The sequence below is a fragment of the Halobacillus trueperi genome, assembly GCF_003386945.1.
Taxonomy (GTDB): domain Bacteria; phylum Bacillota; class Bacilli; order Bacillales; family Halobacillaceae; genus Halobacillus; species Halobacillus aidingensis.
In genome coordinates this window covers 38,248-51,584 of the sequence record NZ_QUAE01000010.1, presented here as the reverse complement: position 1 = coordinate 51,584, position 13,337 = coordinate 38,248, and the positions used below count along the sequence as shown (strand labels likewise).

The following is a 13,337-nucleotide window of genomic DNA, read 5'->3' as shown; positions in this document are numbered from 1 at the left end:
AGGATTTGATCAAAACGTACGCAAAATCAACGATGCTTTTGTTGTGTTTCATGCTGTTAATGGGGATGCTGGCTGCTTGTAGTGGAGATGAAGGAGCGGCTGGTGGAGACGCCGAAGCTTCTGACGGAAACACCGTGAAAATTGGAGCGCTCTTTGATATTACAGGCGGTACGGGTGATGTTGGGACTCCATATTCAGAAGGTGAAAAAGCTTACTATGAATATTTGAATAGTCAAGGCGGAATTGATGGTGTTCAAGTCGAACTCATTGGTGATGATTACGCCTACGACATGGCGAAAGGACAGCGTTTGTATCAAGAGCTCCGTGATAAAGACAATGTATCAGCCATTCTCGGTTGGGGAACGGCGGATACGGAAGCACTTCGTCAGCAAGTAGCGAACGATCAACTTCCATACTTCTCTGCTTCCTACTCAGAAAACCTGAAAAATTTAGAGGAGAGTCCATACAACTTTTTGACAGCAGCTACATACTCTGACCAGGGACGAGCTGTTGTGCAGTGGATCAAGGAGAATCACGAAGGAGACAATCCGACCCTCGCTCTCCTTTATAATGATACTGCTTTCGGGCGTTCACCAATTGAGGATATTAAAGCCTACGCGGCCGAAGTCGGTGTCGAAGTGGTGGATGAACAAGTTATTCCGGTGACGGCGACAGAAGCACAGTCCCAAATGTTGAATATGCAAGAGGCAGCTCCAGACTATGCCATCATTCAGCAAACATGGGGGGCGACAGCGACGATTTTACGGGAAGCTCAGACGCTGGGAATTGATACCCAATTCATCGGTTTGAACTGGGCGACTGGAGAAGGAGTTGTAGAAATAGCCGGGGACGCGGCAGAAGGAATGTTAGGAGTCGTCACTCACGCTTTCCCATATGAAGAATTGGAAGGGCTGGCTGAAATGGAAGAGTACCTGGAGTCCAAGGGAGAAAGTCTTGAAGATGTCAGTCAAAAATTCGTTCAAGGCTGGGTCACAGCTAAAATTATGGCTGAAGGGATAGGAAATGCTGAAGAGTTGAACGGAGAAGGCATCCGTAAAGGAATCGAACAAATCAAAGACATGGACTTAGGTGGTCTAGCTGCACCTGTTACTTTCTCAGAAGACAACCATGCGGGTACGAACCAAGTGCGTCTGGCTGAAGTAAAGAATGGGAAGTTTGAAGTCATCACGGATTATTTCAGTTATGAAGATTAAGAGTGAGGGGTCTCATGGTGAGGCCCCTTTTTTCAAAAGGAGGGTAAAGCCTTATGTTGAAAGTCGATAATATTGAAGTGGTGTATTCGAAGATGATTCTAGTTTTAAAAGGGATGTCTATCGAGGTGCCGGATGGAGACATCGTCGCTTTGTTAGGAAGCAATGGAGCAGGGAAATCCACGACGCTTAAGGCGATCTCAGGTTTGCTTGGGGGAGATAATGGGCAGGTGACGAAGGGGAGAATTACGTATCAAGAAGAAGATTTGACTTCAATGAGTCCTGATAAAATTGTTCAAAAAGGTATTTTTCAAAGTATGGAAGGAAGAAGAGTTTTTAAGCATCTCACAGTCGAAGAAAATTTAACAGCAGGCGCTCACACCAGAAAAGATCGAAGGAACATAAAGAAAGATACGGATCGTGTCTATCATTATTTTCCAAAACTGAAAACATTACGTTCCCGTCATGCAGGACTGCTCTCAGGAGGTGAGCAACAAATGCTCGCCATCGGAAGAGGAATCATGGCGAAACCAAAGCTATTGTTGTTAGACGAACCGTCTCTTGGGATTGCCCCGCTTCTCGTCAAAGAGATCTTTCAAAACATTAAACAGATCAATGAAGAAGAAGGGATGTCCATCCTGGTCGTTGAGCAAAATGCGAATGTAGCGCTCTCCATCGCTGATTATGGATATATCATTGAGGACGGGCGCTCTGTTTTGGAAGCTCCTGTATCAGAACTGCTTTCTAACCAGGAAGTACAAGAACACTATTTAGGTATGAATGAAGAGGGACGTAAAAATTACAGAGACGTAAAATCCTACCGAAAAAAACAACGCTGGATTTAGAAGGTGAGCTTTGTAGAATAGTAATCTTCAACTATATGGCAGGATTCTTGAAGACTCAGTTTCGAGACTTTTGTTGAGTGGATGGGGGCTGCGGGGAATGAGCCGCTTTCCGTGGGAGCGCGGTGAGCCTCCTCGGACTGCGTCCTGCGGGTCTCACCATGCACTTTTTTCCTCTTAGTTATCCGGTTCCGGCGCCTAGCGACTAGTGAGACTTCCCTCGCTTCTGTACGATAAGTCAACATCGAATCACTCCGTTCTTCGTGTTTCCTTTATCTCCGCCAGCTCAGTCCAGTCCATACGCCGCTGATCGAGGCGCCTGCACACTTAAGGTAGGAGTCTCCCCATTCCCCTCCGCCCCTTTACTAAATGAGGTTCTCGAAATCTCTCTAACAGTAACCTACTGAGTTCTGTAATGAAGACCAGTTCACCTAAGCAGTTATAGAGTTGTTTTAACCATAGATCCTGCACAAATAAGGGGAGGGAACAGGGTCTGGGAAACGTCCGCATGTAAAGCGAATGGAAACACGAACGTGTGTTTTTTTGTACAAACTGTTCCAAAACACTGCAAATCGTCGTTTCCCTGACCCCGTATCCATGGCCAGGAATTGTCATTCATTATTTCAACTAGGCAAGGCTGCCTTTAAGGACGCGCTGAATGTGCTCACCGCGCTCCAGCAGAAAGCGAGTAGCTTCCCCACCACCCCTGACGCTCAACCCAGCAAAGAAACCCAAAAGAGTCTCGAAACTGAGTCTTCCACAATCGGGAGCTTATACTTAATGGACACTTCCTGGATAGGAGGTGTTTTTTTATTGTCCAGGAAATAATTCAAGTGAGGAAGAATATGGACAGAATGTGTCATAATAAATGGAATTTTGTTTAGAATTTGAGATTATAGGAAAAAGACAGGTAATTAATGAAAAAGAGGTGAAAAAATGTCAGAAAGAAAAGTGAAGAACAGATGGTTGATCGCCTTAGGAGCGGTAGGGATTCATATATCTATCGGTTCTGTTTATGCCTGGAGTAACTTTACAGGCCCACTGAGCGAAGAATTTGGCTGGACAGCAAGTCAAGTTCAGCTGACCTTCAGTATTGCAATTTTATTTTTAGGATTATCTGCAGCCTTTTTAGGATGGTTTGTGGAAAAGTATGGACCGAGGGTCGCCGGAATCACAGCTGCCATCTTTTTCGGGATTGGTGTGGCCGGATCAGGAATCGCTGTAAGCGCAGGATCATTATGGATGCTGTACATATTTTACGGGGTTCTTGGAGGAATAGGTTTAGGTGTCGGTTATATCGCACCTGTTTCTACATTAGTAAAATGGTTCCCTGACCGTAGAGGTTTGGCAACGGGGATGGCGATTATGGGCTTCGGGTTTGCAGCCGCTATTGCCAGTCCATTAATGGATTTTCTTATCAATTCAGTTGGAATTGCAGCTACCTTTTATATTTTGGGAATCAGTTATTTTGTCGTTATGATTGGTTCATCCCTTTACATGTCCCGCCCTCCAGAAGGTTGGACACCTAAAGGCTATGATCCAGATAAGGAAACGGATACGGAAAATCAAGATTTAGCAAACTTGCGTGCAAAGGAAGCATTAAAGACCAAGCGTTTTTATTACCTCTGGACAATGTTATTCATTAATGTCACGTGTGGGATCGCTGTTATTTCTGCAGCTAAACCATTGTTGGAGGAAAGTGTCGGGGTATCGACAGCCACTGCAGCCACTCTCGTGGGTGTGATGGGGGTTTTCAATGGACTCGGAAGAATCGGTTGGGCAAGTGCCTCCGATTATATAGGTCGTGCGAATACTTATATTACTTTCTTTGTTCTGCAGATCGGTTTATTCCTTGTTCTTCCTTGGACAACCGCGACTTGGATTTTTGTTATTGCTTTTTCTATTATTTACACTTGTTATGGTGGCGGCTTTGCTACCATCCCCGCGTTTATCGGGGACTTGTTTGGAACAAAAGAGCTTGGTGCCATTCATGGCTATATTTTGACCGCTTGGGCGGCTGCCGGACTTGCTGGTCCTATCTTTGCAGCTTGGATGAAAGATACGACAGGAAGCTATGAGAACAGCCTCATTTTCTTCTCTGGTCTATTCGTCATCGCCTTGGTGGTATCTATTCTGACCAAGGTCGATGAACAGAAAAAGCGAAAAGCATTAATGAACAAAGAGAAAACAGCATAAATTAAAAACGAAACTCGGATGCATGGACAGCATCCGGGTTTTCGTTTTTGAAATCATCTATTATAAATGAAAAAAGGACGGATGAACAGAAGGAAAAGTCAGAAAGTTGTACAGAAAACAGTGGTTACAAATGAATGAGATTATCCTTCCTGCATTGTTTTTCCTCGGTTCTTATCAATGGAAGGGTGAATCATACTCTTAATGGCTTATCTTTTTACAAGGAAGATGATTGTTGATTGATTGGCTAAGAGGGAGAAGCGGGCGCGCATTCGATTATGAATGATGCTCATGGTTTCATTTATGATGAAAAGGTAAGACTAGTCACAGGTCTAGTTTTACGTGCAATAGGAACGGTTCATTTTGTTTATCATAAAAGAAGCTTGATTTGCGACCATAGAGCAATGAGGATTGTATTTCAAGGTTAATCGATAGCGATTAGGGGAAGGGTTGAATTAAGAGTCATTGGCAGTCAGGAGGAATTGTGATGTTGTTTTCAGGAACGAAGCTTTCAGACCTTTCGAAAGCGTCTATTATTATTATTTTGGCGGGCTTCGCATTGGTAGGCGGAGCCGTTTATTTCTTTACTGAACTTGCGGCAGATGTCCTTGAACAGGAAAAATTCTTTGTGGATCAGGCAGCGACAGATGTAGTGAGGTCAATTACTACCCCGTGGATGGATACGTTTTGGGGATGGACGACAGACTTGGGATCCGTTTTATTCATATCCATAGCCTCTGTAGCATTACTTATCTTTTTATTGTTTTTTTCTCCGTTCAGCCGGTGGGTAGGTATTTATTTTGCCATCGTCATGATCGGCATCAGTGCTTTGACCAAATTGCTGAAGGTTTCCTTCGAGCGCCAACGTCCAGAAGTGCTGGCGGAATATGATGGGACGGGTTTCAGTTTCCCGAGTGGACATACAACAGGATCCGTCGTTTTTTACGGCTTTCTCATTTACTTAATCGTAATCAGCCCTTTGAAGAAGCCTTGGAAATGGACGGTAAATATAGCGCTTGGAATGTTAATTGCACTTATCGGTCTTTCTAGAGTTTATCTAGGAGTGCACTTTTTTACGGATGTCGTTGGAGGCATGTTATTCGGTCTTGCATGGCTGCTCGTTTGCATAGCGGCACTGGAAGTCACGATATGGAATCAGAGAAGGAGACAATCAGGGAGTGTTCAAACCCTTTCAAAAGGGAAAACTGAAAGGAAGCAAGAGAAAGGATGATTTAACCATGTTGTATATACTAGCCATATTTTTACCACCTTTAGCTGTATTGTTTACAGGAAAACCACTAAAGGCTCTATTGAATTTAATTTTAACTTTGATTTTTTATGTTCCAGGAGCGGTCCACGCGGCCGTAGTAGTGAAGGGTCATTACGACAGCAAAAAACGTGGATAAGCAAAAAGCCTGACCGCATGTGTGATGCTGTCAGGCTTTTTCTTTTATACTCCTCGTTTATTCCCCCAGACAAGTGCATGCACTTGTGGGAGAACGCGGACTTTATTCAGCTTGGATGAGGCGACAACTTGATCAATGAGCCATTCGTATTGATCAAGGAGGTGGCTGGCTAATGTTCCTGCTTCGTTTTCTTCCAAATCATCATTTCCGACTTGTAAAAAGAAGGGCACATTGGGATAACGTTCATGGACTTTTTCAGCATAGCTCAGGTCCTTTTTATTAAAAATGACCACTTTTATACTCGTGTTTTGAAGTCGGTCAGCGCCTTCCAAGCGGATTAAGATATCATCGAGAATGTTCCAATCCGTCTTCATCCCGGAGCTGGGTGGTTTAGGAGAGATGGTCAGGTCATCAATTTGAGTGAACCATTCCTGCCAACGGCTGCCCTGTGTCTCAAGGGCCACTTCAATTCCTCTTTCATGAAGAGGGACGATAAGCTCATGTAAATTTTTTAAGAGGGCAGGGTTACCCCCTGATATCGTGACATGATCGAATTGCTCTCCACCGGTGTCGATCAGTCGAGTCACAATTTCTTCGGAAGTTAACCGCTCGATGTCATGCTTGGCGCTTCCATCCCATGTAAAAGCGGAATCGCACCACGAACAACTGTAATCACATCCGGCTGTACGGACAAACATCGTTTTTCTCCCGACAACCATTCCCTCGCCTTGGATGGTAGGGCCAAATATTTCGAGAACGGGGAATTTATTCATCCATCATCCACTCCCGTCTTGCTTCCGCGAAACTTGTCGGTGTTTCGTAAAGTTTTACAAATTCAACACGACACTTATTCGGATCCTCTTTCAAAGCTTCTTCCATTTTTTCATAAATCCAAACGACCATATTTTCAGCTGTTGTATTCATGTTCGGGAGTGTATCATTCAAATACCTGTGATCGAGATGGATTTCAATCTGTTCTTTCCAAATTTTCTTGATGTCACCAAAATCGATGACAAGACCAATATCATCAACAAAGCCGCTGACGCCAAAAATCACTTTATACGTATGTCCATGGAGATTTTTACATTTTCCTTCATAACAATGTAGGTGGTGAGCAGCGTCAAAAGTGAATTCTTTGCTGACGAGTACACGCTTTTGGTGGTATTTCAACTCATGTTGTTTGATGTCCTGATCCATTTTCTGCAAGTTTTCAACAATCGTAAACCCGTACATTATTTGGTCACCTCTTTTTTAGCGAGGTAAGTATGAAGGCCATTCCTGCGAAGTTCACAAGCCGGGCATTCCCCGCAGCCATCCCCTCGGATACCGTTGTAGCAAGTCAACGTTTTTTCACGGACGTAGTCAAAGGCATCCAAATCATCAGCCATTTCCCACGTTTCTGCTTTGTCCAGCCACATAAGTGGGGTATGAATAACGAATTCATCATCCATCGATAGATTCAGTGTGACATTCAAGGATTTAACAAAGACATCGCGGCAGTCTGGATAACCGCTGAAATCTGTCTCACAAACCCCTGTCACAATATGTTTCGCGCCGATTTGCCGCGCAAGAATTGTGGCGAAAGACAAGAATAATAGATTCCTTCCCGGTACAAAGGTAGAAGGAAGTTCCCCATCTTCTCCATCTTTCACTTCAATATCATCCCTTGTTAAAGCATTAGGGGCAAGTTGGTTAAGTAAAGACATATCAAGGATATGATGGCGAACCCGCTGATCTCCAGCGATTTCTTTCGCCACTTCAATTTCTTCTTTATGACGTTGGTTGTAATCGAAAGTAACGACTTCAACGGAATCGAACTTCTTCAATGCCCAGAACAAACAAGTCGTACTGTCCTGTCCACCACTGAATACAACCACAGCTTTTTTATTTTTTTCCATAAAAAAATTCTCCTTTCATCATCGAAAAAGAGAATTCTACACACCCAAAACCATTAAAAAAACCGCACCTAAGGCAAGGTACAGTTCCATCCTTAGTTTTTTATAGAGGGTGTCGCTAGAACCTCTCCTGCTCTGAAGCAGACTTTATTTAATTTACCCTACTCATCTTAACACGACAATATGCCCCTGGAAACCCTGCACTTTCTTTATGGCAGGATTTCAAGGGTTCGCGTTGCTGTGTTGAGCGTCAGGGGTGGCTGGGAAGCCACTCGCTTTCCTGTGGGGGAGCGCCGAGCTTCCTCGGACTACGTCCTGCGGGATCTCGCCTATCTCCTTCTCACACGGGAGTCTCGCAGCTTCCCAACCACCCCATTCGATGCAGGAGCGAAACGAACCCCTTCACTGTGAGAGGGTGCCTTCCACTATCCTGGTGTTTTAAGTATAAAGCGCATTATAACAACCTTTCCGCATACGTAATAGCGTCCTTGGGAGTTGATTTCCCTCCAATTACCATGTGCATAAAAGCAGCTTATTCCGGATGTGGTTTCGAGATACTTATATTGCAAAGGGGCGGAGGGGAATGGCGAGACTCCTGCGGGAAAAAAGTGTATGGTGAGACCCCGCAGGACGCAGTCCGAGGAGGCTCACCGCGCTCCCGCGGAAAGCGAGCCATTCCCCGCAGCCCCTATCCACTCAACAAAAGTCTCGAAACTGAGTCTTCCACAATCGGGATCTTTAGTTGAATATAGGGCTATGAAAATGGCAATCTGAAAAAAACTTTTTCTATGAATGTATTTTATGTGTTGACTTCTGCTTATGATTTTGTATAATTATAAACAATTCATTATAAAAATACATTCGTGGACGAAGAGAGTACGTATGAAGTTGGTCGACAGCGAGCCGGGGGCGGTGGAAGCCTGGTGACGGATTGATACGGAAACGCACTTCTGAGATGTTCGGTGAATAAAGTAGCCAGAACCGGGAGCCCCCGTTATCAGCTTCGAGTTGGTCTGACATACAGACAATGAGAGTGGCACCGCGGATGATTCAAAATCCGTCTCTTACCCCAGGTAGGAGACGGATTTTTTTATGGACAATAAACGAGGAGGTTATTAATATGACAAAACCAAAAGTAGTATTAGCTTATTCCGGTGGATTGGACACATCGATTTCTGTTAAGTGGATTCAAGAAAAGTATGGGTATGATGTGATCGCTTTAGGATTGGATGTTGGTGAAGGGAAAGACTTGGAAACCATTCGTAAAAAGGCGCTGGATGTAGGAGCGATCAAGGCAATTATGGTAGATGCCAAAGAGATATTGGCTGAAGAATATTTGATGCCGGCTCTTAAAGCAAATGCTCTATATGAAGGGAAGTATCCATTATCTTCTGCTCTTTCCCGCCCGCTCATCTCTAAACTGCTCGTTGAAGTGGCAGAGCAGGAGGGAGCGGTCGCTGTCGCTCACGGTTGTACAGGAAAGGGAAACGACCAGGTGCGTTTTGAAGTTTCCATACAGGCATTGAATCCTGATCTTGAAGTCATTGCTCCTGTTCGTGAATGGGGAATGACACGTGATGAACAAATCATTTATGCAGAAGAAAAAGGAATCCCGGTTCCTGTCAATCTAGAAAACCCATTCTCTATTGATGCAAACATCTGGGGGCGTGCTTGTGAAGCTGGAGTTCTTGAAGATCCTTGGAAAGAAGCTCCGGAAGCGGCATATGCCTGGACCAATCCGATTGAAGAGACGCCTGATCAGCCGGAGACCATTGAGATTGATTTCATAGAAGGAAAGCCAGTCGGATTGAACGGAGAAAAAATGGATCTTGTTCCTTTAATTGAGTACTTGAACGAACTTGGCGGCAAACATGGGGTTGGTAGAATTGATCATACAGAAAATCGTCTTGTAGGAATTAAATCGAGAGAAGTGTATGAAAACCCTGGAGCTATGATTTTGATCAATGCCCATAAAGAACTGGAATTTTTGACACAAACAAGAGAGGTTTCCCAATATAAAGCTAATGTTGATCAGCAGCTTTCCAAAATCATATACGACGGTCTATGGTATTCACCACTACAACCGGCTCTATCTGCATTCATTGATTCGACACAGCAGGTTGTCACAGGAACCGTTAGAGTGAAGTTGTTCAAGGGACACCATACAGTGATTGGTAAGAAATCACCGGTCAGTCTATATAATGAAGAACTTTCCACTTATTCGAAAGAAGATGCGTTTGATCATAATGCAGCTGTCGGATTCATTAAGTTGTGGGGACTGCCGACAAAAGTCCATGCAGACGTTCATAAAGGAGAGAAGTTACTGGACCAAGCGGTGGTGAGCCAGCATGACTAAACTATGGGGCGGCCGGTTTACAAAGCCCACAAATAAATTGGTGGAAGAGTACACCTCTTCCATCACTTTTGATCAAAAACTGGCATTACAGGATATCGAAGGTAGTATCGCTCATGTGGAAATGCTCGGTGCGTGTGACATTATCGAAATGAGTGAAGTGATGCAAATCAAGGAAGGGCTGCTTACGATCAAAGAGAAAGTGAAGAAAGGAGACGTCACTTTTTCTGTGGAGCACGAAGATATTCACATGAATATAGAAAAACTGCTCATTGATGAGATCGGACCGGTCGGAGGGAAGTTGCATACCGGAAGAAGCCGGAACGATCAAGTGGCGACAGATATGCACCTTTATTTACGTGAAAAAACGAAAGGGTTGATGGAGCTGGTAGAGGCGGTTCAATCGTCCTTGGTGGAGCAGGCGGAAAAGCATGTGGAAACCATTCTGCCGGGGTACACCCATTTGCAGCGTGCCCAGCCCGTCTCTTTTGGCCACCATTTAATGGCTTACTTTTGGATGTTTGAACGGGATAAGGAACGTTTGCAGGATAGTTTGAAGCGGATCAACTGGTCTCCGCTTGGGGCTGCGGCTCTTGCAGGGACGCCCTACCCGATTGACAGACAAATGACATCCGATGCTTTAGGGTTCGATCAGCCTTATCCGAATTCATTGGATGCCGTCAGTGATCGTGATTTTATCCTTGAGTTCTTATCTATTTCCTCTATTATGATTACACACATTTCACGCTTGTCCGAAGAGCTGATTTTATGGGGAAGCCAGGAGTTTCAATTCGTTGAATTGGATGATGCCTTTTGTACAGGTTCAAGCATCATGCCTCAGAAGAAGAACCCTGATGTTCCAGAACTCCTCCGTGGAAAAACGGGAAGAATCTATGGGCATTTGATGGGATTGCTCACCTTACTGAAAGGGCTGCCTCTCGCTTACAACAAAGATATGCAGGAAGACAAAGAGGGAATGTTCGATACGGTTGAGACTCTTGAAGGAGCCTTGTCTTTGTTAGCGCCGATGCTTGCATCGATGCATGTTAAAGGGGATCAAATGAAGAATGCTGTAAATGAAGATTATTCGAATGCCACAGATATAGCGGATTATTTGGCAGTCAAAGGCATGCCGTTCAGAGAAGCGCATGAAGTGATCGGGAAAATTGTTTTGTATTCTATTCAACAAGAAAAATATTTGTTGGATCTGACCATGGAGGAATACCAGGATTTCTCCCCACTTTTTGAAGCGGATATTTTTGAAAAATTGAATCCGAACCAAGTCGTAGCTGCCCGTAACAGTGAGGGTGGAACAGGGTTCGAGCAAGTGAATAAACAAATCCAATTGGCAAAAGAACATCTCTCTTAGGAGAGTTGTTCTTTTCTTTGGCCCACCTGGAAGTTCGTCAAGGGTTTGAAAATGAGGAGGGAAGGATAATATAACCATACTACCTTTTATAGAGAGGGATGATCGTATGGCGAAAACCATTCAAGCTTACTTTTCAACAGAAAATGATGCAGAAAGTGCAAAAGCATCGTTGCAATCTTTATCGGTTGATCAGGATACAGTAGAAGCGATTCCTGAGGATACAGATATGACCCCAATTGTCCCTGTGGCAGGTTCAACGAATTCAGGTGGAGGAACGTTCAACTTTACAGAGGTCGTCTCCCCTAAGCATGATCGTGATAGTGCACTATCTGATAAAAAGCATTTGACCCACGTGCTTCATTTTTCTGTAAAAGAAGAGGAGTACGATCGGGCCATTCAAGTGATCAAAGATCACAATGGTCATATGGACAAAAAAGATTTCTAACAAAACCCCTGCGGAATTTAGTCTCCGCAGGGGTTTTGTTAGAAACTTTCCATTGGGTCTACATGTACAAACTTGCCAAAAAGATCCCCATTGTTTCCTGGTAGATTTCATCAAACTGTTCAAGAGGTAGAGGATTTACTCCAAGCCCAAGTTCTACAGTGAAGCCAGGTTGTCGGAAATCCTGTATAAACCAGTCCTTATAGCCGGAAAAGCTATCTACATAACGGATGGGTTTGTAACCGCTGACTCTTTCAAATTCGTTGACAATCGTCATGGAGCGAGGAGGTTCAAGCCCCTCATATCCCCAATAAATTACTTCTCCTTGTGTATGGAAAGCAAGCATCTTTTCGAAATTACGGGCACCGGCAAGCTCAGCCATTGCAACCGTCTCAGGCTCCGTCAACGGTTGATAGCCAGGGAAATCTCTTGGCGCAGGGGAGGTTGGTTTTCTTGCTGCATCCACTTCCCATTTGGCAGGGTATTGGTTATTCAAATCCACTCCGCGAATATTTGCTTTCCAGCCAGAGAAATCAGTGTTCCCGTCATTGATAGTTAGTGCCAACTCCCCAAATTCCCCTTCAGGCGGTCCGTTCAAAACGAGGTCTACACCATCAGGGTCGACCATGGGAACAATGGAGAGTGTCACTTCATTGTAAAAAGGGTCGATTTCCAGCCCTCGAATGGTCTCTTTATTTGTTAAGGCCAGCAAGTAGTCATTAAGAAATTGCATGATCACTGCTGTGGTAATCCATTCATTTGCATGAAACGAGCCGTTCCAATGCACAACTTTCGGACCACGGCCGATTTGAAGTTCAACAAGATCTTTTCCCATCACACTACTTCCAATCGTCTCTCTTCTGACAAACGGGTAGAGTTCGTAAAGTTCATTCAAATCAGTTGTGAGCACGTTGAAATCATAAGGACGGTTTCCATCTACAACTCTATAGGTTACTTGAACGGGAAGGAATAAAACCTGACCGATTTGAAGCATTCTAGGATTGACGGAAGGGTTTAATAAAGCAATCGCATCTAATGAAATACGACGCTCGCTGGCGATTTTCCAAAAAGTATCTCCGGATTGTATCCGATATTGACTCGTTTCATAGCCGGGGATACGAATGGTTTGTCCAATCTGAAGCGAAGATGGTTCCGCTTGTGGATTAGAATCTATGATTAAATCCAACGGTACGTTAAAAAGGTTCGAGTAGTACCATAACGAATCACCACTTCTTACTTTAACGTCCATAAGAGCCCCCCTTTTTACAGTCCTTTTTATAACTATATGGAAAATGGTTGAATTGATGAACAAACATCTCTCGACCAATTTTCATGAATCCCAACATAACTACCCTATTTGAGGTACAATAAGGGAATGGTCTTATTCAGCTAACTGGCAGGATTGTGGAAGACTCAGTTTCGAGACTTTTGTTGAGTGGATGGGGGCTGCGGGGAATGACTCGCTTTCCGCGGGAGCGCGGTGAGCCTCCTCGGACTGAGTCCTGCGGGGTCTCACCAAGCACTTTTTTCCCGCAGGAGTCTCGCCATTCCCCTCCGCCCCTTAGCCATGTGAGTATCTCGAAACCATTTCTCAGGAAGTCTGCTGTATGCTCAAGCGAAATGAAT

12 protein-coding genes, 1 riboswitch and 1 other annotated feature are annotated in these 13,337 nt (G+C 44.3%); of the genes, 8 read left to right on the top strand and 4 right to left on the bottom strand.

What is annotated here, in order from left to right; all coding sequences use genetic code 11:
* Positions 1 to 32 precede the first annotated feature (32 nt).
* The 5 genes from DYE48_RS13155 to DYE48_RS13135 all read left to right on the top strand — a co-directional run bounded on the left by DYE48_RS13155 (position 33) and on the right by DYE48_RS13135 (position 5,652).
* Positions 33 to 1,214, top strand: coding sequence for an ABC transporter substrate-binding protein (locus tag DYE48_RS13155; protein ID WP_115824083.1), 1,182 nt, complete (start codon positions 33 to 35; stop codon positions 1,212 to 1,214).
* Between the two features lie 53 nt (positions 1,215 to 1,267).
* Positions 1,268 to 2,056 (top strand): ABC transporter ATP-binding protein, encoded by a 789-nt coding sequence (locus tag DYE48_RS13150; protein WP_115824037.1) that lies wholly within the window; start codon positions 1,268 to 1,270, stop codon positions 2,054 to 2,056.
* Positions 2,057 to 2,989: 933 nt separating this feature from the next.
* Positions 2,990 to 4,249: an L-lactate MFS transporter gene (locus DYE48_RS13145; RefSeq protein ID WP_341865618.1), complete on the top strand. Its 1,260-nt coding sequence runs from the start codon at positions 2,990 to 2,992 to the stop codon at positions 4,247 to 4,249.
* 484 nt (positions 4,250 to 4,733) lie between these two features.
* Positions 4,734 to 5,477, top strand: a complete 744-nt coding sequence (locus tag DYE48_RS13140) for a phosphatase PAP2 family protein (protein ID WP_115824036.1) — start codon at positions 4,734 to 4,736, stop codon at positions 5,475 to 5,477.
* 7 nt (positions 5,478 to 5,484) lie between these two features.
* Positions 5,485 to 5,652 (top strand): YqaE/Pmp3 family membrane protein, encoded by a 168-nt coding sequence (locus tag DYE48_RS13135; protein WP_089653864.1) that lies wholly within the window; start codon positions 5,485 to 5,487, stop codon positions 5,650 to 5,652.
* Between the two features lie 44 nt (positions 5,653 to 5,696).
* On the opposite strand, the gene queE is transcribed toward DYE48_RS13135, so the two are convergent.
* The 3 genes from queE to queC are packed head-to-tail and all read right to left on the bottom strand — an operon-like array spanning position 5,697 to position 7,550.
* Entirely contained in the window at positions 5,697 to 6,425 is a 729-nt protein-coding gene (gene queE, locus DYE48_RS13130; protein WP_115824035.1) for a 7-carboxy-7-deazaguanine synthase QueE, read from the bottom strand.
* Positions 6,418 to 6,885: a 6-carboxytetrahydropterin synthase QueD gene (queD, locus tag DYE48_RS13125; protein WP_115824034.1), complete on the bottom strand. Its 468-nt coding sequence runs from the start codon at positions 6,883 to 6,885 to the stop codon at positions 6,418 to 6,420. The genes queE and queD overlap by 8 nt, the downstream gene beginning before the upstream one ends.
* On the bottom strand, positions 6,885 to 7,550 hold the full coding sequence (gene queC / locus DYE48_RS13120) for a 7-cyano-7-deazaguanine synthase QueC (RefSeq protein ID WP_115824033.1): 666 nt from the start codon (positions 7,548 to 7,550) through the stop codon (positions 6,885 to 6,887). Before queC ends, queD begins: the two co-directional genes overlap by 1 nt.
* A gap of 86 nt (positions 7,551 to 7,636) precedes the next feature.
* Positions 7,637 to 7,681, bottom strand: a riboswitch (PreQ1 riboswitch).
* A gap of 721 nt (positions 7,682 to 8,402) precedes the next feature.
* Positions 8,403 to 8,615: a binding site (T-box leader), on the top strand.
* Between the two features lie 52 nt (positions 8,616 to 8,667).
* On the opposite strand from queC, the gene DYE48_RS13110 reads away from it, so the two are divergent.
* The 3 genes from DYE48_RS13110 to DYE48_RS13100 all read left to right on the top strand — a co-directional run bounded on the left by DYE48_RS13110 (position 8,668) and on the right by DYE48_RS13100 (position 11,714).
* A complete protein-coding gene (locus DYE48_RS13110) occupies positions 8,668 to 9,903 on the top strand; it encodes an argininosuccinate synthase (protein WP_089653855.1) in 1,236 nt (411 codons plus the stop codon).
* Positions 9,896 to 11,269 (top strand): argininosuccinate lyase, encoded by a 1,374-nt coding sequence (gene argH / locus DYE48_RS13105; protein ID WP_115824031.1) that lies wholly within the window; start codon positions 9,896 to 9,898, stop codon positions 11,267 to 11,269. The genes DYE48_RS13110 and argH overlap by 8 nt, the downstream gene beginning before the upstream one ends.
* A 106-nt stretch (positions 11,270 to 11,375) precedes the next feature.
* Entirely contained in the window at positions 11,376 to 11,714 is a 339-nt protein-coding gene (locus DYE48_RS13100; RefSeq protein WP_089653851.1) for a hypothetical protein, read from the top strand.
* Positions 11,715 to 11,772: 58 nt separating this feature from the next.
* Here the strand turns inward: DYE48_RS13100 and DYE48_RS13095 are convergent, their stop codons facing one another.
* Positions 11,773 to 12,960, bottom strand: coding sequence for a M14 family metallopeptidase (locus DYE48_RS13095; protein WP_115824030.1), 1,188 nt, complete (start codon positions 12,958 to 12,960; stop codon positions 11,773 to 11,775).
* Positions 12,961 to 13,337 lie beyond the last annotated feature (377 nt).